Below are 20,779 nucleotides of genomic sequence, written 5' to 3' on the forward strand. Positions count from 1 at the left end.
AGCCGGGGGGACCGCTCAGCTCTCGTCCTCGATCCAGCCCATGGTCCGGTCGACGGCCTTGAGCCAGTTCTTGTACTCACGGTCGCGGGTGTCCGCGTCCATCTGGGGGGTCCATTCGGCGGCCCGGCGCCAGTTGGCGCGCAGTTCGTCGGTGCTGGACCAGAAGCCGACGGCGAGACCGGCGGCGTAGGCGGCGCCGAGGCAGGTGGTCTCGGCGACCATCGGGCGCACCACCGGTGCGTCCAGAACGTCGGCGAGGGTCTGCATCAGCAGGTTGTTGGAGGTCATGCCGCCGTCCACCTTCAGGGCCACCAGCTCGTCGCCGGAGTCCTTCACCATGGCGTCGGCGATCTCCCGCGTCTGCCAGGCGGTGGCCTCCAGGACGGCGCGGGCGAGGTGCGCCTTGGTGACGTACCGGGTCAGGCCGGCGATCACACCGCGGGCGTCGGAGCGCCAGTGCGGGGCGAACAGACCGGAGAAGGCCGGCACGAAGTAGGCGCCGCCGTTGTCCTCGACCGAGAGCGCGAGCGTCTCGATCTCGGCGGCGGTGGAGATCAGGCCCATCTGGTCGCGCATCCACTGCACCAGCGAGCCGGTGACGGCGATCGAGCCCTCCAGGGCGTAGACCGTCTTCTGGTCGCCGATCTTGTAGCCGACCGTGGTCAGCAGACCGGCGTAGGAGTTGATGATCTTGTCACCGGTGTTCATCACCATGAAGGTGCCGGTGCCGTAGGTCGACTTGGTCTCGCCCTCGGCGAAGCAGCACTGGCCGAACAGGGCCGCCTGCTGGTCGCCGAGCGCGGAGGCGACCGGGATGCCGCCGAGCAGCTCGCCGAGCTTGCCGCCCGTGACCTCGCCGTAGACCTCGGCGGAGGAGCGGATCTCGGGCAGGATCTGCAGCGGCACGCCGATGGATTCGGCGATCTTGTCGTCCCACTCCATCGTGTGCAGGTTCATCAGGAGGGTGCGGGAGGCGTTGGTGACGTCGGTGACGTGCCTGCCACCGTTGACACCGCCGGTCAGGTTCCAGATGACCCAGGTGTCCATGGTGCCGAAGAGGATGTCGCCGGCCTCGGCGCGCTCCTTCAGACCGTCGACGTTGTCGAGCAGCCAGCGGGCCTTGGGGCCGGCGAAGTACGAGGCCAGCGGGAGGCCGGTCTCGCGGCGGAAGCGGTCCTGGCCGACGTTGCGGCCCAGCTCCCGGCACAGGGCGTCGGTGCGGGTGTCCTGCCAGACGATGGCGTTGTGGACGGGCTCACCGGTGTTCTTGTCCCACAGCACGGTGGTCTCGCGCTGGTTGGTGATGCCGATGGCCTTGATGTCGTCCCGGGTGATGCCGGCCTTGGCGACGGCTCCGGCGACGACTTCCTGGACGTTGGTCCAGATCTCGTTGGCGTTGTGCTCGACCCAGCCCGGCTTGGGGAAGATCTGCTCGTGCTCCTTCTGGTCGACGGAGACGATCCGGCCGTCCTTGTCGAAGACGATGCAGCGGGAAGAGGTCGTGCCCTGGTCGATCGCCGCGATGAAGGGGCCTGCGGTGTGGGCGTCGGTCACTGTGTGCTCCTGAAAGATCCGTGGTAGGGGGCTGTACGTACGGCGCGTGCTCGGAGGCGTTGTCTAAGCGAAAGCGACGTTGTATATGCCTGCAGCGATCGCGCCGCCGATCAGCGGGCCGACCACCGGGATCCAGGCGTAAGCCCAGTCGGAACCGCCCTTGTTGGGCAGCGGCAGCAGGGCGTGCACGATGCGCGGGCCCAGGTCACGGGCCGGGTTGATCGCGTAGCCCGTCGGGCCGCCGAGCGAGAGACCGATCGACACCACCACGAGCGCGGTGATCAGACCCCCGAGGACGCCGAGGCCGTTGCCCTTGTCGTTCAGGCCCTGCGTGAGGACCGCGAGGATCAGCACGACCGTGCCGATGATCTCCGTGGCGAGGTTCTGCGCCGCGTTCCGGATCTCCGGACCGGTGGAGAAGATGCCGAGGACCGGACCCGCGCCCTTCTCCTGGGCCTCGACCGCCTTGGCCGTGGTGGCCTGCGCGCCCGGACCGCCGACGATCTCCTTGTCGGTCAGGTGGGCGTGGAACTGGCCGTAGTAGGCGACCCACACCAGGGTCGCGCCGATCATCGCGCCGAGCAGCTGGCCGGCGAAGTAGACCGGGACGTTGGTCCAGTCGTTGTTCTTGATGGCGAGCGCGACGGTGACGGCCGGGTTGAGGTGTGCACCGGACAGCGGTCCGGAGATGTACACGGCCGTCATGACGGCGAAGCCCCACCCGAAGGCGATGGCGAGCCAGCCGGCGTTACGGGCCTTGGAGGCCTTCAGCGTGACGGCCGCGCAGACGCCGCCGCCGAGCAGGATGAGTATGGCGGTACCGATGGTCTCGCCGATGAAGATGTCGGAGCTGGACACCCGCGACTCCTTTGTCCTTCGTCCAGGGTTACCGAACCCCGGGACCCGCCGGGGGTTCTGGCGCCCTCGGGGGTGAGAGCGATGCCGGCCCTTGGCGTTGTCACACTCTAGCGCGTATTGCCGTTAGGTGTTCGACAATGCCGACCGATGGACGGGAGTCTGCTTCGGTGTTACGCATGCGTCAAGGGTTCTGTTATCGGAAACAGGATCGTTATTGATCGCCGCCGACTGTCACTCTTCGCGCACTGACGTAGGCACTCGCCCGATTTGTCGACTTCAGGGTAGGTCGAGAACCGGAACGCCGCCCGGCGTCCCGGTCAAGCCCCCTGGGGAGCCCCAGGGTCCGTCCTGGGGGAGAGCGTGCAGCGCTCAGAACCGTCCCGCGCCCAGATCCCTGGACACCGCGCGGGCGCAGTCGCGCACCGCGGCGATCAGCTCGGGGCGCAGTTCGCCGTCCGGGCGAAGCCGCTCCACGGCGCCGGTGATGCCGACCGCGCCCACGGGCATCCGCCGCCGGTCGTGGATGGGCGCGGCGACGGACGCCACCCCGTCCCAGGTCTCCTCCACGTCGGCCGCGTACCCGCGCGCGCGAATGACGTCGAGCAGGTTCTCGAAGTCGGCGGCCTCGCACACCGTGCGATCGGTGAACTGCTTCCGCTCGCTCTCCAGCGCCTCGCTGTGCGCCACCGGGTCGTAGGCCGAGAGCACCTTGCCGAGCGCGGTGGAGTGCAGCGGCTGCATGGCGCCGATCTCCAGTACCTGCCGGCTGTCGTCCGGCCGGAAGACGTGGTGCACGATCAGTACCCCCTGCTGGTGCAGGACCCCCAGGTAGACGCTCTCCCCGCTGGAGCGGGCCAGGTCGTCGGTCCATACCAGGGCCCTGGCCCGCAACTCGTGCACGTCCAGATACGTGGTGCCCAGGCGCAGCAGCTCCGCGCCCAGCTGGTAGCGCCCGGAGGCGTCGTCCTGCTCCACGAAGCCCTCCTGCTGGAGGGTGCGCAGGATGCCGTGGGCGGTGCCCTTGGCGAGACCCAGTGACGAGGCGATGTCCGACAGGCCGAGCCGCCGCTCGCCGCCCCCGAGCAATCGCAGCATCGCGGCCGCCCGTTCGAGCGACTGGATGTTCCGTGCCATCGCCGTCCTGCCTCCGTCCCATCGACCTGCCCTGGGGTGCCGCGACCATCCCGTTCGGCAATGTCGAACACTACCGGTCCATGCCGACCTCCCGCTAATGGTCGGTCGGCACTTGTTACATCACACGTGGCCTGGGAGTGGCACACCCGCCACCGGGCGTCCGCCCCGTGGACGCCGCTGCCCATCCAAGCCGACTCCCGGTTACGCTGGCGCCGTGCGGCATCCCCGCCCGTCCGGGGCGCCGCATAGCCGACAGCCGTCGCATCTAGGGAGCCCATTCATGGCCTCGTTGCCACCGTCCCCTTCCGCCGACAGCCGGACCCGTGCGTCCGCGCTCCGCCAGGCGCTCGCCACCCGTGTGGTGGTCGCCGACGGGGCCATGGGCACCATGCTCCAGGCCCAGGAACCCACACTCGAGGACTTCCAGCAGCTCGAGGGCTGCAACGAGATTCTCAACCTCACCCGCCCCGACATCGTCCGCTCCGTCCACGAGGCGTACTTCGCCGTGGGCGTCGACTGCGTCGAGACCAACACCTTCGGGGCCAACCACTCGGCCCTCGGCGAGTACGACATCTCCGACCGCGTCCACGAGCTTTCCGAGGCCGGCGCCCGCGTGGCCCGCGAGGTCGCCGACGAGTTCACCGCGAGGGACGGCCGCCCCCGCTGGGTCCTCGGCTCCATGGGCCCCGGCACCAAGCTGCCCACCCTCGGCCACGCCCCGTACACCACCCTGCGCGACGCCTACCAGCGCAACGCCGAGGGGCTGGTCACCGGCGGCGCCGACGCGCTGCTCGTCGAGACCACCCAGGACCTCCTGCAGACCAAGGCCGCCGTGCTCGGCGCCCGCCGCGGCCTCGACGCCCTCGGCCTCGACCTGCCGGTGATCGTCTCCGTCACCGTCGAGACCACCGGCACCATGCTCCTCGGCTCCGAGATCGGCGCGGCCCTCACCGCGCTGGAGCCACTCGGCATCGACATGATCGGCCTGAACTGCGCGACCGGCCCGGCCGAGATGAGCGAGCACCTGCGCTATCTCGCACGCCACGCCCGTATCCCGCTGTCCTGCATGCCCAACGCGGGCCTGCCCGTCCTCGGCAAGGACGGTGCCCACTACCCGCTGACCGCGCCGGAGCTGGCCGACGCCCAGGAGACCTTCGTCCGCGAGTACGCCCTGTCCCTCGTCGGCGGGTGCTGCGGCACCACCCCCGAGCACCTGCGCCAGGTCGTCGAACGCGTCCAGGGCCTCACTCCGCCCGAGCGCGACCCGCGCCCCGAGCCCGGCGCCGCCTCCCTCTACCAGACCGTCCCCTTCCGCCAGGACACCTCCTACCTGGCCATCGGCGAGCGCACCAACGCCAACGGCTCCAAGAAGTTCCGCGAGGCCATGCTCGAGGGCCGCTGGGACGACTGCGTGGAGATGGCCCGGGAACAGATCCGCGAGGGCGCGCACATGCTCGACCTGTGCGTGGACTACGTAGGCCGCGACGGCGTCGCCGACATGGAGGAACTCGCCGGCCGCTTCGCCACCGCCTCCACCCTGCCGATCGTGCTGGACTCCACCGAGGTCGACGTCATCCGGGCGGGCCTGGAGAAGCTCGGCGGCCGCGCGGTGATCAACTCCGTGAACTACGAGGACGGCGCCGGCCCCGACTCCCGCTTCGCCAAGGTCACCAGGCTCGCCCAGGAGCACGGCGCCGCGCTGATCGCGCTCACCATCGACGAGGAGGGCCAGGCCCGCACCCCCGAGAAGAAGGTCGAGATCGCCGAACGGCTGATCGCCGACCTGACCGGGAACTGGGGCATCCGCGAGGACGACATCCTCATCGACACCCTGACCTTCACCATCTGTACCGGTCAGGAGGAGTCCCGCAAGGACGGCCTCGCCACCATCGAGGCGATCCGCGAGCTGAAGAAGCGCCACCCGGCCGTCCAGACCACCCTCGGCCTGTCCAACATCTCCTTCGGCCTGAACCCCGCCGCGCGCATCCTGCTGAACTCCGTCTTCCTCGACGAGTGCGTGAAGGCGGGCCTGGACTCGGCGATCGTGCACGCCTCCAAGATCCTGCCGATCGCCCGCTTCGACGAGGAGCAGGTCACCACGGCCCTGGACCTGATCTACGACCGCCGTGCCGAGGGCTACGACCCCCTGCAGAAGCTCATGCGGCTCTTCGAGGGCGCCACGGCCCAGTCGCTGAAGGCGGGCAAGGCCGAGGAACTGGCCGCGCTGCCGCTGGAGGAGCGCCTCAAGCGCCGCATCATCGACGGCGAGCGCAACGGCCTGGAGGCCGACCTGGACGCCGCCCTCCGGGACCGCCCTGCGCTGGACATCGTCAACGAGACCCTGCTGGACGGCATGAAGGTCGTCGGCGACCTGTTCGGCTCCGGCCAGATGCAACTGCCGTTCGTCCTGCAGTCCGCCGAGGTCATGAAGGCCGCCGTCGCCTACCTCGAACCGCACATGGAGAAGTCGGACGCCGAGGGCAAGGGCACGATCGTGCTGGCGACCGTGCGCGGCGACGTCCACGACATCGGCAAGAACCTCGTCGACATCATCCTGTCCAACAACGGCTACAACGTCGTCAACCTGGGCATCAAGCAGCCCGTCTCGGCGATCCTGGAGGCCGCCGAGGAGCACCGGGCCGACGTCATCGGCATGTCCGGGCTGCTGGTGAAGTCCACGGTGATCATGAAGGAGAACCTGGAGGAGCTGAACCAGCGCGGCCTCGCCGCCCGCTTCCCGGTCATCCTCGGCGGCGCCGCCCTCACCCGTGCCTACGTCGAGCAGGACCTGCACGAGATCTACGAGGGCGAGGTCCGCTACGCCCGCGACGCCTTCGAGGGCCTGCGCCTGATGGACGCCCTCATCGGCGTCAAGCGCGGCCTGCCCGGCGCCAAGCTGCCCGACCTCAAGCAGCGCCGGGTGCGGGCCACGGCCACCGCGGAGGTCGAGGAACGCCCCCAGGAGGGCCACGTCCGCTCCGACGTCGCCACCGACAACCCCGTGCCGGCCCCGCCGTTCTGGGACACCCGGATCGTCAAGGGCATCCAGCTCAAGGAGTATGCGAGCTGGCTCGACGAGGGCGCCCTGTTCAAGGGCCAGTGGGGGCTGAAGCAGACCCGCACCGGCGAGGGACCCTCGTACGAGGAACTGGTGGAGACCGAGGGCCGCCCCCGGCTGCGCGGTCTGCTGGACCGGCTCCAGACGGAGAACCTGCTCGAAGCCGCCGTCGTCTACGGCTACTTCCCGTGCGTGTCCAAGGACGACGACCTGATCATCCTGGACGAGCGGGGCAACGAGCGCACCCGGTTCACCTTCCCGCGCCAGCGCCGCGGCCGCCGGCTGTGCCTGGCCGACTTCTTCCGCCCGGAGGAGTCGGGGGAGACCGACGTCGTCGGCCTCCAGGTCGTCACCGTCGGCTCGCGCATCGGCGAGGAGACCGCCAGGCTCTTCGAGGCCAACTCCTATCGCGACTACCTCGAACTGCACGGCCTGTCCGTCCAGTTGGCCGAGGCCCTCGCCGAGTACTGGCACGCCCGGGTCCGCTCCGAACTCGGCTTCGCCGGCGAGGATCCGGCCGACATCGAGGACATGTTCGCCCTGAAGTACCGGGGCGCCCGCTTCTCCCTCGGCTACGGTGCCTGCCCCGACCTGGAGGACCGCACCAAGATCGCGGACCTGCTGCGGCCCGAGCGGATCGGCGTCCACCTGTCCGAGGAGTTCCAGCTGCACCCCGAGCAGTCCACCGACGCGATCGTGATCCATCACCCGGAGGCGAAGTACTTCAACGCCCGCTGAGCCCTCCGGCGGGTTCGGCCGTCGTCGCCCACCCGCCGTTCCGCGTCCGGCCGTGCGCGCGTGCGGGTGGGTGGTGGGCTGGTCGCGCAGTTCCCCGCGCCCCTCAGGGTGCGTCGGCCTTCGCGGCACCCGCCGACGCGGCGAGCGCCCCTTCACGGCGGCGTGCCGACGGCCCTCTGGCCTGCGCCGGGGGTGTCCCAGGGGGCACCCCAGGACACGCGTGACAAATGAGGCGCTTCCGGCGTCGGGGACGTACACTTGTCGGTCCACCGCAGGCCGGTTCCCGTCCGGGAACCGGCCTGATCGTCCCTCAAGGAGGTGCGCCCGGATGACCAGCACGGTCCCCGCGCTAGGAACCCTTACGGCCGAAGGCTCCGCCCTGCAGGCGGTGCTCCTCGACATGGACGGCACCCTGGTGGACACCGAGGGTTTCTGGTGGGACGTAGAGGTCGAGGTCTTCGCCGGCCTCGGTCACACCCTGGACGACTCCTGGCGGCACGTCGTGGTCGGCGGACCCATGACCCGCAGCGCCGGCTTCCTCATCGAGGCCACCGGCGCCGACATCGCCCTCGCCGACCTCACCGTGCTGCTCAACGAGGGCTTCGAGGACCGCATCGACCGCGCCCTGCCCCTGATGCCGGGCGCCGCCCGCCTGCTCACCGAACTCCACGAGCACGCCATCCCCACGGCCCTGGTCTCGGCCTCCCACCGGCGCATCATCGACCGGGTGCTGAGCGTGCTCGGGCCGCACCACTTCGCCCTGTCCATCGCCGGCGACGAGGTCTCGCGCACCAAGCCCTTCCCCGACCCCTACCTGCTCGCCGCGGCGGGGCTCGACGCACAGCCGGACAGATGCGCGGTGGTCGAGGACACGGCGACCGGTGTCGCCGCCGCCGAGGCCGCGGGCTGCCGCGTGGTCGCCGTACCCTCCGTCGCTCCCATCACCCCCGCCGCGGGACGCACCGTGGTGACCTCTCTGGAAGAGGTCGACCTGGCTTTTCTGCGCGGCCTGATGACGGAAATGCGCTAGCCGTTCACCCAGGGTGAAAAGTCCATTGGCCCGATTGGACAAATTTCCGGGGAAGTACACCCCGGTGGAATTCACGGGCCGGCCGCCCGGCCGAATTCCGCTGACTCACCACACAGTTGGGAGTGTGACGTTCGCCACTCCGGCGTCCCTCGACAGGTCGGTCGGAGTGTGCTTGACGATCCCGTCGGGCCCGGAACGACGGGTCTTTGTGTCCCGATTGATGGAAAGCTGCACTAATCCTGCCGCTGTCGGGTTTTCGGTGTGTCCGCACCTGGTTTCACTGCGTGATGGGGGGTCAACTCACGCGGCCGTGAACCCTCCTGCGGGCGCGGACTAATCTCATCGCGAGAACATCGCCGCAACCCCCCGTGATCCGCCGCACCACCATGCTTGCCGGATACACGGACCCGAACAGCTCTGGAGAAACTCCCGCATGAACCGCAAGACTTTGGTGCTGCCGGCCGTCGCCGGCCTGCTCACCCCGGTTCTCGCCGCCTGCGGCGGATCCGACAGCGGGAGCAAGAGCGGCGACGCCATCGTCGTCGGCACCACGGACCGGTTCACCGCCACCAGCGACGCCCCGGCGCCCCTCGACCCCGCCTACGCCTACGACGTCGGCACCTGGAACATCCTGCGCCAGACCGTGCAGACCCTGATGGCACAGCCCAAGGGCGAAGGCGACCCTGTCCCGGACGCCGCCGAGAGCTGCTCCTTCACCGACAGCGGCAGCGAGCGCTACGCCTGCAAGCTCCGCGACGGGCTGAAGTTCGCCAACGGCGACCCGGTGACCGCCCAGGACGTCAAGTACTCCATCGAGCGTGCCCTGCGCATCAAGTCGAGCAGCGGTGTGTCCTCCCTGCTCAACACCATCGACACGGTCGAGACGCAGGGCGACCACGAGGTCATCTTCCACCTCAAGACCGCCGACGCCACCTTCCCGTACAAGCTGTCCACCCCGGTCGCGGGCATCGTCGACCCGAAGGACTACCAGAAGGACAAGCTGCGCGACGGCTTCGGGGTCGACGGCTCCGGCCCGTACACCTTCCACGCCGACGTCAGCGGCGACGCGATCACCAACGCCACCTTCACCAAGAACCCCAACTACAAGGGCTTCGTGAAGGTGAACAACGACAAGGTCGAGCTGCGGTCCTTCGCCGACGCCGACGCCATGGGCGCCGCCATCGACAAGGGCGACATCGACGTCATGACCCGCACCATGTCGCCCGCCCAGATCCAGAAGCTGGACGCCGGCAGCGACGCCAAGGTCGACCTCGTCGACATGCCCGGCCTGGAAATCCGCTACCTGGCCTTCAACACCAACGCGCCCAGCGTGAAGTCCAAGGCCGTGCGCCAGGCCATGGCCCAGCTCATCAACCGCGCCGAAATCGTCGGCAAGGTCTACGGCACCCAGGCCGAGCCGCTGTACTCGCTCGTCCCGGCCACCCTCACCGGCCACTCCAACTCGTTCTTCAACAAGTACGGCAACCCCAGCGCCGCCAAGGCCAAGGACCTGCTCACCAAGGCCGGCATCACCACCCCGGTCAAGCTGACCCTGCACTACACCACCGACCACTACGGCTCGGCCACCAAGCAGGAGTTCCAGATCCTGCAGAAGCAGCTCAACGACAGCGGCCTGTTCGACGCCTCCATCCAGGGCCACCCCTGGGACACCTTCCGGCCCGCCGAGCAGAAGGGCCAGTACGACGTCTACGGCATGGGCTGGTTCCCCGACTTCCCCGACGCGGACAACTTCCTCGCGCCCTTCCTCGACAAGGACAACTTCCTCGGCTCGCCGTACTCCAACACCACCATCCAGCGCACTCTGATCCCGCAGTCCCGCCGCGAGGCCGACCGGCTCAACGCCGCCAAGAGCCTGCAGGAGATCCAGGACACCGTCGCCGAGGACGTCCCGGTCCTGCCGCTGTGGCAGGGCAAGCAGTACGTCGCCGCGCGGGACGACATCACGGGCGTCGCCTACGCCCTCAACTCCTCCTCGACGCTTCAGCTGTGGGAGCTCGGCCGTGGTGTGAGCGGCTGACGGCTCTCTCTTCCGGGGCCGGGTACGTCTGCCCCGGACACCCCGGGGCCAGGACGGCGGCCCCGGGCTGACGGACCGACGACAAGGCACATGCAAGTGAATATGCGCAACCAGTGGCCAGTCCTGCCCGTCGTGGCGGGGCTGGCCTCCGGCCTGTTGACCGGCTGCGGCTCGGAGACCGGTGATTCCGGGGGTACCGGCTCCTCCGTGGTGATGGGGATGTCCGACGACGTCCTCGCCACGGACCCCGCCTCCGGCTACGACCCCGGCTCCTGGCTGTTGTTCGACAACGTCTTCCAGTCGCTGCTCAGCTTCCCCAGGGGCCAGACCGAACCCCAGCCCGAACTGGCCAAGCAGTGCTCCTTCACCGACTCCCGCGCCACGGTCTATCAGTGCGAGCTCAAGCCCGGTCTGAAGTTCAGCAACGGTGACCCCCTCACCTCGAAGGACGTCAAGTTCTCCTTCGACCGCATGCTGAAGATCAACGACCCCGCGGGGCCGGCGGTCATGTTCCCGATGCTCGGCGGCATCGACACCCCGGACGCGAAGACGGTCGTCTTCCACCTGAAGTCCTCCGACGCCACCTTCCCCAGCAAGATCGCCTCCGGCGCCGGCTCCATCGTCGACCACCGCCAGTACGACGCCAACGGTGTGCGCACCGACCACAAGGCCGTCGGCTCCGGCCCCTACAAGCTGGACTCCTTCGACAAGGACAAGGCGGTCTTCTCCGTCAACGGCGACTACAAGGGCACCGCCAAGATCAAGAACTCCGGCGTCACCCTGAAGTTCTTCCACGGAGACCGCACCGCCCTGAAGAAGGCCCTCCTCGACGGCACCGTCGACATCGCCTACCGAGGCCTTTCCGCCTCCGACATCGCCGGCCTCGACCAGCAGGACGGCAGCAAGGGCGTCGACGTCATCGAGGGCAGCAGCGCCGAAGTCCAGCACCTCGTCTTCAACATGGACGACCCGGTCGCCGGAAACCTCGGCGTCCGCAAGGCCATGGCCTACCTCATCGACCGCGACGCCCTCATCGCGAACGTCTACCAGGGCACCGCCACCCCGCTGTACTCGATCATCCCGGCGGGCATCGTCGGCCACAACACGGCCTTCTTCGACACCTACGGCGCCCGCCCCTCCCGCGCCAAGGCCGCCGCCGCACTGCGCGCCGACGGCGTCACCGGCAAGGTCAGGCTCACCCTGTGGTCCACGCCGTCGCGCTACGGCCCCGCCACCGACGAGGAACTGAAGGCCATCGCCGGTCAGCTCAACGCCAGCGGCCTGTTCGACGCCGACGTCAAGTCCGTCGCCTTCGACCAGTACGAGAAGGACATCGCGGCCGGCAAGTACGGCGTGTACGTCAAGGGCTGGGTGCCCGACTACCCGGACGCCGACAACTTCACCGCGCCCTTCTTCGGCAAGGGCAACGTGCTGGGCAACAACTACGCCAACCGCGCCATCACCGGCACCCTCATCCCCGCCACCGCCGCACAGAGCGACCGGGCCGCCACCGACAAGGACTTCGGCCGACTGCAGGACATCGTCGCCGCCGAACTGCCCGTCCTGCCGGTCTGGCAGGCCAAGCAGTACGCGGTCGTCCGCGACGGCGTCTACGGCCTCGAGTACTGCCTGGACGCCTCCACCGTGTTCCGGTTCTGGGAACTCAGCAAGAGCTGACCCCTCGTGACGCCAAGGGCGCCCAACTCCCGGCGGGAGGGGCGCCCTTCGGTGTCGCACCGGACCAACGCGCTACTGCGCGCCGGGGCGCACCAGACCGCTCTCGTACGCGTACACCGCCGCCTGCACCCGGTCCCTGAGGCCCAGCTTGGTCAGCACATGCCCCACATGCGTCTTCACCGTCGTCTCACTGACGAACAGGTCCGCCGCGATCTCCGCGTTGGACAGGCCGCGCGCCACGAGCTTCAGCACCTCCACCTCACGGTCGGTGAGGGTGTTCAGAGTGTCCGGCACCGGCTCCTCGCCGGACGGCAGATGCGTGGCGTACTTGTCCAGCAGCCGGCGCGTGATGCTCGGCGCCAGCATCGCCTCCCCGGCCGCCACCACCCGGATCGCCTGCACCAGCTCATCGGCCGGCGCGTCCTTCAGCAGAAAGCCGCTGGCACCGGCCCGCAGCGCCTCCACCACGTACTCGTCCAGATCGAACGTGGTGAGCACCAGCACCTTCGCCGGACCGTCCCGTCCCGGCCCGGTGATCTGCCGGGTCGCCTCCACCCCGTCCATCCGCGGCATACGGATGTCCATCAGCACCACGTCCGGCTGCAGCGCCCGCACCTGATCGAGGGCCTGCATACCGTCACCGGCCTCGCCCACGACCGCGATGTCCTGCTCGGCCTCCAGGATCATCCGGAAACCCGTACGCAGCAGGGGCTGGTCGTCGACCAGTAGGACACGGATGGCCACCTGACACTCCTTCGCTAGTCCGGGCCCATTCTGCCCTGCGACACCGGCCCCGACTCGGGCGCCCTCACCGGCAAGGGGTACGGCGGGGGAGTGCCACCGAACTCCGGGCAGTGCGCCTGGTGGTCGCACCAGCCGCACAGCTTCGTCGGACGCGGCCGCCACTGTCCGGTCTCCGTCGCCCGCTGGATCGCCTCCCACAGCGCGTGCAGCTTGCGCTCGACACGCTCGAGATCGGCGAGCACGGGGTCGTAGGTCAGCACGTCCCCGCTGCCCAGGTAGACCAGCTGCAGCCGGCGCGGCACCACGCCCTTCAGCCGCCACACCACCAGGGCGTAGAACTTCATCTGGAAGAGCGCGCCCTCGGAGTACTCCGGCCTCGGCGCCTTCCCCGTCTTGTAGTCGACGATCCGCACCTCACCCGTCGGCGCCACGTCCACCCGGTCGATGATCCCGCGCAGCCGCAGCCCCGACTCCAGCTCCGCCTCGACGAACAGCTCCCGCTCGGCCGGCTCCAGCCGCGTCGGATCCTCCAGCGTGAACCAGCGCTCCACGAGCCGCTCGGCCTCCTGAAGCCACCCCGCCATCCGCTCCCCGTCCGGATCGTCGGCGAACAGCTCGGTGACCTCCGGCCTGCTCTCCCGCAGCCGGTCCCACTGGCCCGGGATCAGCGCCTTGGCCCTGGGGGCCGTCCGCTCCGAGGCCGGCGCGTCGAACAGCCGCTCCAGCACCGCGTGCACCAGTGTGCCCCGGGTCGCCGCCGCGCTCGGCTTCTCCGGCAGCCGGTCGATCACCCGGAACCGGTACAGCAGCGGGCACTGCATGAAATCGCCGGCCCTGGACGGGGAGAGCGAGGTGGGCGGGACGGCGACACGCTCGGCACCGGCCTCCGGCGGAGCCGGCACCACCGCCTCCGGCTCGGGGGACGTGCCGGGACGCCCGGCACCGGCCTCCGGCTCGGGGGACGTGCCGGGATCAAGGGCTGCCACCGTGGTCCCCGCAGCCGTCGAAGGGCTCGGCGACGACACCTCGGCCGGCGGAGCCGTCATGGGCGACGGCAGTGGGGCCCCGGCCGGATCCGTCTGCTCGGCGCCGCCGGGCTGGGCTCCCGCGTCCTCGATGCTGCTGTCCATGTCCACAGACCTTACGGCCCACCACTGACAGTGACCCAGCCGCAGCCGCGTTCGACCACGCGACCGTGGGGCAAACACAAGGGGTGCCGGGGCGAAACGCGTCACCACGGCCGCATACCATCGAGCAGAGACCCTTCCGTCCGGCAGGTACGGAAGACGCTTCGAACGAGGGGACACCGTGGACGTGAGCGGCGGGAGCGGGCAGCCGCGGTCCGGCAACGACAAGCCGGCCGAGCACCCCGCAGGTCCAACGGCCCCGACGGCCGACCCCGGCGGCCCGGAGCCTCAGGGGACCCCGGCGTCTCCCGCGGACGGACACGACACCACGGACCACCACCCGGAGCGCGCCGCAGCCACGACCGACCGGCACCCGGCCCCACAGCCCCCGGAGCCCCACAGCGACACCCCTGGCACCGACGACGCCCCGACCGTCACTGCCCCGGCCGCGCAGGCCGACGCCTCCGGCCACGGAGAGGGCCCGGAGACCACCGACGGCCCGGAGGCCGGGGAGCCCACCGGCGGTCCGGAGGCCGGCGAGAGCACCCGCGGTCCGGAGGCCGGCGAGACCACCCGCGGCACACAAGCCGATGGCGCCGGCGCCACCGAGCGCGACGCCGACGCCGGCTTCGGCGCCACGGGGACGCCCGACGCCCCGGCCAGGCCCGCCACCACCGGGACGCCGGGCGGCACCGCGGAACCGGACGCCGGCGGGAGCGCCGGCCGCGCGGAGAACCCCCGCACGAGCGGCGGTCACGGCACCGCCGGCGACACCCGCGCCACGGGCACGCAGACCCCCGGCACCAGCAGCCCGTCCCACGCCACCGGCACCCCCGCCCGGCCCGAAGACGCCCCGGCGCACCCCACCGGCACCGGCCACGACCCACACCACGAGCACCGGTCCCTCGCCCACTCCGGCATCGCGAAGGGCGAGCCGCCGCAGCCGCGGCCCAAGGAACCAGGCGGAGGCATCCTCATGGGCCGGCCCTTCGGCGTGCCGGTGTACGTCGCGCCGAGCTGGTTCCTCGTCGCCGCGCTGATCACCTGGGTCTTCGGCGGCCAGCTCGACCGTGTGCTGCCCGGGCTCGGCGCCGCCCGCTACCTGGTCTCCCTGTTCTTCGCCGTGGCTTTCTACGCCTCCGTCCTGGTCCACGAGCTCGCCCACACCGTCGCCGCGATCCGCTTCAAACTCCCCGTCCGCCGCATCCAGCTCCAGTTCTTCGGGGGCGTCTCCGAGATCGAGAAGGAGGCCGAGACCCCCGGACGGGAATTCGTGCTGGCCTTCGTCGGCCCGCTGCTCTCCCTCGTCCTCGCCGGGCTGTTCTACCTCGCCATGAAGCCCGTCGAACCCGGCACGGTACCCGGCGTCCTGCTCGCCGGCCTGATGATCTCCAACCTCATCGTGGCGATCTTCAACCTCCTGCCCGGCCTCCCCCTCGACGGCGGCCGCATGCTCCGCGCCGTCGTCTGGAAAATCACCGGCAGGCCCATGAGCGGCACCGTCGCCGCCGCCTGGGTCGGGCGCGCCCTCGCGGTGGCCGTCCTGATCGGCCTGCCCCTGCTCAACCAGTCCGGTGCCCTCGGCGGAAACAACGAGGACGTGGGCGGCATGGACACCGTCACCGACGCCCTGCTCGCCGCCATCCTCGCAGCGATCATCTGGACCGGCGCCGGCAACAGCCTGCGCATGGCCCGCCTGCGCGAACACCTCCCCGAACTCCGCGCCCGCACCCTCACCCGCCGCGCCGTACCCGTCCAGACCGACACCCCGCTCTCCGAAGCCCTGCGCCGCGCCAACGCCGCCGGCGCCCGCGCCCTCGTCGTCGTCGACGCCCACGGCAACCCCCTCTCCCTGGTCCGCGAGTCAGCCATCGTCGGCGTACCCGAACACCGCCGCCCCTGGGTCTCCGTCAGCGGCCTCGCCCAGGAACTCACCGACGGCATGCGCGTCTCCGCCGAGCTCGCCGGGGAAGAACTCCTCGACGTCCTCCGCGCCACCCCCGCCACCGAATACCTGGTCGTCGAGGAGTCCGGCGAGATCTACGGCGTCCTGTCAGCGGCGGACGTGGAGCGGGCCTTCGTCAGAGCGATGGCGCGGCCGGCTTGACGGCACGCTGCGCCGGAGCGCCCCCGGCAGGGACGCCGGGAACGGCGCGACCAGCCCCGGACACCCCGCACCGTGCCCCCGTACCGTCGGTCCCGCCCCCCTCCGTCGGCCAAGCCCCGGCAGGGAACCGGTAGGCTGGTCACATGTCCGAACCGACCGGTGCCGCCCGCAGGCGCGGGCCCTTCAAGGTCGGGGACCAGGTACAGCTGACCGACCCCAAGGGTCGCCACTACACGTTCACGCTCGAAGCCGGGAAGAACTTCCACACCCACAAGGGTTCCTTCCCGCACGACGAACTGATCGGCGCTCCCGAGGGCAGCGTTGTCCGCACCACCGGCAACGTCGCCTACCTCGCGCTGCGCCCCCTGCTCCCCGACTACGTCCTGTCCATGCCCCGCGGGGCAGCCGTCGTCTACCCCAAGGACGCGGGGCAGATCCTCGCCTTCGCCGACATCTTCCCCGGCGCACGCGTCGTCGAGGCCGGCGTCGGCTCCGGCTCGCTCAGCAGCTTCCTGCTGCGCGCCATCGGCGACCAGGGCATGCTGCACTCCTACGAGCGCCGCGAGGACTTCGCCGAGATCGCCCAGGCGAACGTGGAACGCTACTTCGGCGGCCCCCACCCCGCCTGGCAGCTCACCGTCGGCGACCTCCAGGACAACCTGTCCGACACCGACGTCGACCGCGTCATCCTCGACATGCTCGCCCCCTGGGAATGCCTCGAGGCCGTCTCCAAGGCACTCGTCCCCGGCGGCATCCTGTGCTGCTACGTGGCCACCACCACCCAGCTCGCCCGGACCGTGGAGTCCATCCGGGAGATCGGTTGCTTCAACGAGCCGACCGCCTGGGAAACCATGATCCGCAACTGGCACATCGAAGGCCTTGCCGTCCGCCCCGACCACCGCATGATCGGTCACACCGGCTTCCTGCTCACCGCCCGGCGCCTCGCCGACGGCGTCGAACCGCCGATGCGCCGCCGCCGCCCCGCCAAGGGCGCCTACGGCGAGGACTACGCCGGACCCAACGCCGACGGCGGCACCGGCCGCTGACCACCCCGTACGCAGCACAACGCCAGGGCGCCGTGCCCGAGTTCCCGCCAACAGCCGGGAACTCGGGCACGGCGCCCGTCCGTTGACGGCACACCAGGACTTCCGCCCCCCAGCGGCCGCCACCCGCGCGGACGCCCCGCCTGCGGAAATCCCCGACCCCGCCGTTCCCCGGCACTGTGACGTATGGCACCATGCTGGCCACCCCACCGGCACAGCCCTCACGGGAGACACTCCTAGTGCAGCAATCCGCCGTTCCGGAGCTCGCCCACACCCACACCCGGCCCATCCACTGGGTCGCCACCGCGACAGCCGTCGCCGGTGTCGTAGCCCTCTCCTCCGTCGTACAGCCCGGATCGGCCACGGCCGCCCAGCCCACCGCCGGGGCCCGGCACAAGCCCGCCCACGCAGCCGTCGCACCGCCCGCCACCACCGGCGTCGACTTCCCCCTGCAGTGCGGACCGGTGAAAGCCGTCGTCGCCAAGAAAACCACCGGCGACCTCGACGGCGACGGCAGACCGGAAACCGTCGCGGTCGTCCACTGCGACTCCGCCATGGGCACGCCGCCCGACGGCGTCTACGTCCTCACCCGCTCCACGGACACAGGCACAGCCCGCGTCGTCGCCACCCTCGTCGACCCCAAGGACCGGCTCACCGTCACCGACCTCTCCCTGCACGCGGGCACAGTCGCCGCCACCCTGCTCGGCTACTCCTCCGACGCCGTGCCCAACTGCTGCCCCGACCTGAAGACCCCGACCAAGTGGCACTGGAACGGCAACGCGTTCATCCGCTCCACCCCCGCCGACACCCACAGCGTCTGACACCCGGCCCGGCCCGGCGACCAGCCCGGGCCGACGCCACTCACTCCGCACTCACTCCGCGTCGGGCCCGTACACCTCCGCCCTGTCCGAAACCCGGCGTACATGAATGCACTCACCAGGACACTCCCGCGCCGAGTCCACCACATCCGCCAGCAGTGGCAACGGCACCGGCACCGTCGCACCCGCGGACTGCAGCAGCTCGTCGTCCGCACCCTTCACGTAGGCCAGCCCGTCGATGTCCAGCTCGAACACCTCAGGGGCGTACTGGGCACAGATCCCGTCGCCGGTACACAGGTCCTGATCGATCCAGACCTCCAGCGCCTCCCCGCCCGGGGCCTCCTGCTGCACGGTCACCTCTCCTGCCGTCGGTACACCGGCGGGAGTCGGCACCACGAGGGCCAGCCGGGTCCGCGCCAGCGGCTGTTGAACACTCCCGACCCTACCTCCGCCCGCGTACCGGCAGCCTTGCACCGGCACCGGGGGTTTCCGCCCCTCGCCCCTCGGGTACCAGCGCTCGATCAGGACAGACACATCCCCGCCGCGGCAACCACTACTTCAAGCCGGGCCCGCCGTGACGCCCAACGCCCGCACCGTCGCTCTGCGTGATGAACGCGCGAGCGGCCTCCGGGGTGCCCGAGTCCGAGCCGATCAGCCCGGAACGGACAACTCCGGCCACTCAGGAAGGGTTTTGACCACGCGATGCCCGGAACAAGCCGCTTCCACATCACGTTGAGTGGGTATCCCCTCGGTGCGAGGGAGAGCGCAACGGGTGACCGACGACACACCTTGACAGTCATTGTGATCTAGGGGTTTCAATCGACACCCACCCAGGTAGGGTCTGGAAGCGTCCAGCTCCCCTTGGAGGAGGTGAGGACCGTGGCAGCCCACGACGACGACATGAACCGCGGCATCCGCCCGGGACGAGGGTCCGACGACCCGGCCGGGCAGATCGCCTACCTTGAGCAGGAGATCGCCGTCCTGCGACGCAAGCTCGCCGACTCTCCGCGACACACGAGGATTCTCGAAGAGCGGATCGTCGAGCTGCAGACCAACCTGGCCGGCGTGTCCGCCCAGAACGAACGGCTGGCCAACACCCTCCGCGAGGCCCGCGACCAGATCGTGGCCCTCAAGGAGGAAGTCGACCGGCTCGCGCAGCCGCCGGCCGGCTTCGGAGTCTTCCTGCAGGCCGTCGAGGACGGCACCGCCGACATCTTCACCGGCGGCCGCAAACTCCGCGTGAACGTCAGTCCGAGCGTCGACCTGGACGACCTGCGGCGCGGCCAGGAAGTCATGCTCAACGAAGCGCTCAACGTGGTCGAAGCCATGGAGTTCGAGCGCGTCGGCGACATCGTCACCCTCAAGGAGATCCTCGAGGACGGCGAGCGCGCCCTCGTACTGGGCCACACCGACGAGGAACGGGTGGTACGGCTCGCCGAGCCGCTGCTGGACGTCACCATCCGCGCCGGCGACGCCCTCCTGCTCGAACCCCGCTCCGGGTACGTCTACGAGGTCGTCCCCAAGAGCGAGGTCGAAGAACTCGTCCTCGAAGAAGTGCCCGACATCGGCTACGAACAGATCGGCGGCCTCGGCAACCAGATCGAAGCCATCCGCGACGCCGTCGAGCTGCCGTACCTCTACCCGGACCTGTTCAAGGAGCACGAGCTGCGCCCGCCCAAGGGCGTCCTGCTCTACGGGCCCCCCGGCTGCGGCAAGACACTGATCGCCAAGGCCGTCGCGAACTCGCTCGCCAAGAAGGTCGCCGAGGTCACCGGCCAAGCGGCCGGCAAGAGCTTCTTCCTCAACATCAAGGGTCCCGAGCTCCTCAACAAGTACGTCGGCGAGACCGAGCGGCAGATCCGCCTCGTCTTCCAGCGTGCCCGTGAGAAGGCCAGCGAGGGCACCCCCGTCATCGTCTTCTTCGACGAGATGGAGTCTCTCTTCCGCACCCGCGGCTCCGGCGTCAGCTCCGACGTGGAAAACACCATCGTCCCCCAGCTGCTCGCCGAGATCGACGGCGTGGAAGGCCTCCAGAACGTGGTCGTCATCGGCGCCTCCAACCGCGAGGACATGATCGACCCCGCCATCCTCCGGCCCGGCCGACTCGACGTGAAGATCAAGATCGAGCGTCCCGACGCCGAGGCCGCCAAGGACATCTTCGGCAAGTACCTCACCGAACGCCTCCCGCTGCACGCCGACGACCTCGGCGAACACGGCGGCGACAAGGCCACCACCGTCCAGAGCATGATCCAGACGGCGGTCGAGCAGATGTACGCCGAATCCGAGGAGAACCGCTTCCTGGAAGTCACCTACGCCAACGGCGACAAGGAAGTCCTCTACTTCAAGGACTTCAACTCCGGCGCCATGATCGAGAACATCGTCGGACGCGCCAAGAAAATGGCGATCAAGGACTTCCTCGAGAAGAGCCAGAAGGGCCTCCGCGTCTCCCACCTCCTCCAGGCCTGCGTGGACGAGTTCAAGGAGAACGAGGACCTCCCCAACACCACCAACCCCGACGACTGGGCCCGCATCTCCGGAAAGAAGGGCGAACGGATCGTCTACATCCGTACCCTCATCACCGGAAAGCAGGGCGCAGACACCGGACGCTCCATCGACACGGTGGCGAACACCGGTCAGTACCTGTAACAGCGGGGCGGCTGCGGGTGCCCTCACCGGGGGGCCCGCAGCCCTCTCGTTTTTTCAGGCCACGACCGGAGCAGCCAATGACGCAAATGATCTCCCCACCAGCGCAAAGGCGTTCTAGGCTCGTTCCTACCGCCGAGTCGCGCAGTGCGGGGACGGGCACCGCACACGCACCGGAGCGCAAGCGGTACGTGAGCGGCGCCCACGACA

Annotated in this window: 14 protein-coding genes; 8 read left to right on the plus strand and 6 right to left on the minus strand. The window is 69.9% G+C overall.

Annotation, left to right across the window (positions count from 1 at the left end; genetic code table 11):
- Positions 1-15: 15 nt before the first annotated feature.
- The 3 genes from glpK to AB0L59_RS38475 form a co-directional block, all read right to left on the minus strand.
- Positions 16-1,554, minus strand: coding sequence for a glycerol kinase GlpK (gene glpK / locus AB0L59_RS38465; protein WP_365591740.1), 1,539 nt, complete (start codon positions 1,552-1,554; stop codon positions 16-18).
- Positions 1,555-1,617: 63 nt separating this feature from the next.
- Positions 1,618-2,412: an MIP/aquaporin family protein gene (locus AB0L59_RS38470; protein WP_365591742.1), complete on the minus strand. Its 795-nt coding sequence runs from the start codon at positions 2,410-2,412 to the stop codon at positions 1,618-1,620.
- 369 nt (positions 2,413-2,781) lie between these two features.
- Positions 2,782-3,546: an IclR family transcriptional regulator gene (locus tag AB0L59_RS38475; RefSeq protein ID WP_365591744.1), complete on the minus strand. Its 765-nt coding sequence runs from the start codon at positions 3,544-3,546 to the stop codon at positions 2,782-2,784.
- Between the two features lie 280 nt (positions 3,547-3,826).
- Between AB0L59_RS38475 and metH the strand changes: the two genes are divergently transcribed.
- From metH to AB0L59_RS38495, 4 genes are all read left to right on the plus strand, one after another.
- The gene (metH, locus tag AB0L59_RS38480; protein ID WP_365591747.1) at positions 3,827-7,342 is read left to right on the plus strand and encodes a methionine synthase; all 3,516 of its coding nucleotides are present in this window, start codon (positions 3,827-3,829) and stop codon (positions 7,340-7,342) included.
- A gap of 328 nt (positions 7,343-7,670) precedes the next feature.
- Positions 7,671-8,372, plus strand: coding sequence for an HAD family phosphatase (locus AB0L59_RS38485; RefSeq protein ID WP_365591749.1), 702 nt, complete (start codon positions 7,671-7,673; stop codon positions 8,370-8,372).
- Between the two features lie 433 nt (positions 8,373-8,805).
- On the plus strand, positions 8,806-10,410 hold the full coding sequence (locus tag AB0L59_RS38490) for an ABC transporter substrate-binding protein (RefSeq protein WP_365591752.1): 1,605 nt from the start codon (positions 8,806-8,808) through the stop codon (positions 10,408-10,410).
- A gap of 96 nt (positions 10,411-10,506) precedes the next feature.
- Positions 10,507-12,087: an ABC transporter substrate-binding protein gene (locus AB0L59_RS38495; RefSeq protein ID WP_365591755.1), complete on the plus strand. Its 1,581-nt coding sequence runs from the start codon at positions 10,507-10,509 to the stop codon at positions 12,085-12,087.
- Between the two features lie 72 nt (positions 12,088-12,159).
- Here the strand turns inward: AB0L59_RS38495 and AB0L59_RS38500 are convergent, their stop codons facing one another.
- Positions 12,160-12,831: a response regulator transcription factor gene (locus AB0L59_RS38500; RefSeq protein WP_365591758.1), complete on the minus strand. Its 672-nt coding sequence runs from the start codon at positions 12,829-12,831 to the stop codon at positions 12,160-12,162.
- Between the two features lie 14 nt (positions 12,832-12,845).
- Positions 12,846-13,961 (minus strand): PD-(D/E)XK nuclease family protein, encoded by a 1,116-nt coding sequence (locus AB0L59_RS38505; protein ID WP_365591761.1) that lies wholly within the window; start codon positions 13,959-13,961, stop codon positions 12,846-12,848.
- A 178-nt stretch (positions 13,962-14,139) separates the two neighbouring features.
- Here AB0L59_RS38505 and AB0L59_RS38510 point away from each other — a divergent pair, with 178 nt between their 5' ends.
- The 3 genes from AB0L59_RS38510 (at position 14,140) to AB0L59_RS38520 (ending at position 17,929) form a co-directional block, all read left to right on the plus strand.
- Positions 14,140-16,065 carry a site-2 protease family protein gene (locus tag AB0L59_RS38510; RefSeq protein WP_365591764.1) on the plus strand — a complete coding sequence of 642 codons (1,926 nt, stop codon included), beginning with the start codon at positions 14,140-14,142 and terminating at the stop codon, positions 16,063-16,065.
- Between the two features lie 143 nt (positions 16,066-16,208).
- Entirely contained in the window at positions 16,209-17,111 is a 903-nt protein-coding gene (locus tag AB0L59_RS38515; protein WP_067050546.1) for a tRNA (adenine-N1)-methyltransferase, read from the plus strand.
- 236 nt (positions 17,112-17,347) lie between these two features.
- Positions 17,348-17,929, plus strand: coding sequence for a hypothetical protein (locus AB0L59_RS38520; RefSeq protein WP_365591767.1), 582 nt, complete (start codon positions 17,348-17,350; stop codon positions 17,927-17,929).
- A gap of 51 nt (positions 17,930-17,980) precedes the next feature.
- Here AB0L59_RS38520 and AB0L59_RS38525 read toward each other — a convergent pair whose 3' ends face one another.
- Positions 17,981-18,283 carry a ferredoxin gene (locus tag AB0L59_RS38525; RefSeq protein ID WP_365591772.1) on the minus strand — a complete coding sequence of 101 codons (303 nt, stop codon included), beginning with the start codon at positions 18,281-18,283 and terminating at the stop codon, positions 17,981-17,983.
- A 522-nt stretch (positions 18,284-18,805) separates the two neighbouring features.
- On the opposite strand from AB0L59_RS38525, the gene arc reads away from it, so the two are divergent.
- Positions 18,806-20,572, plus strand: a complete 1,767-nt coding sequence (arc, locus tag AB0L59_RS38530) for a proteasome ATPase (RefSeq protein ID WP_365591775.1) — start codon at positions 18,806-18,808, stop codon at positions 20,570-20,572.
- The last annotated feature ends 207 nt before the right edge of the window (positions 20,573-20,779 follow it).

It is taken from the genome of Streptomyces sp. NPDC052109 (genome assembly GCF_040680195.1).
Taxonomy (GTDB): domain Bacteria; phylum Actinomycetota; class Actinomycetes; order Streptomycetales; family Streptomycetaceae; genus Streptomyces.

What these genes read in the sequence shown, in the direction of transcription:
- metH (WP_365591747.1), top strand. Translation starts at nt 3,827, where the DNA reads ATGGCCTCGTTGCCACCGTCCCCTTCCGCCGACAGCCGGACCCGTGCG.
- AB0L59_RS38490 (WP_365591752.1), top strand. Translation starts at nt 8,806, where the DNA reads ATGAACCGCAAGACTTTGGTGCTGCCGGCCGTCGCCGGCCTGCTCACC.
- AB0L59_RS38505 (WP_365591761.1), bottom strand. Translation starts at nt 13,961, where the DNA reads ATGGACAGCAGCATCGAGGACGCGGGAGCCCAGCCCGGCGGCGCCGAG.
- AB0L59_RS38515 (WP_067050546.1), top strand. Translation starts at nt 16,209, where the DNA reads ATGTCCGAACCGACCGGTGCCGCCCGCAGGCGCGGGCCCTTCAAGGTC.
- AB0L59_RS38485 (WP_365591749.1), top strand. Translation starts at nt 7,671, where the DNA reads ATGACCAGCACGGTCCCCGCGCTAGGAACCCTTACGGCCGAAGGCTCC.
- AB0L59_RS38475 (WP_365591744.1), bottom strand. Translation starts at nt 3,546, where the DNA reads ATGGCACGGAACATCCAGTCGCTCGAACGGGCGGCCGCGATGCTGCGA.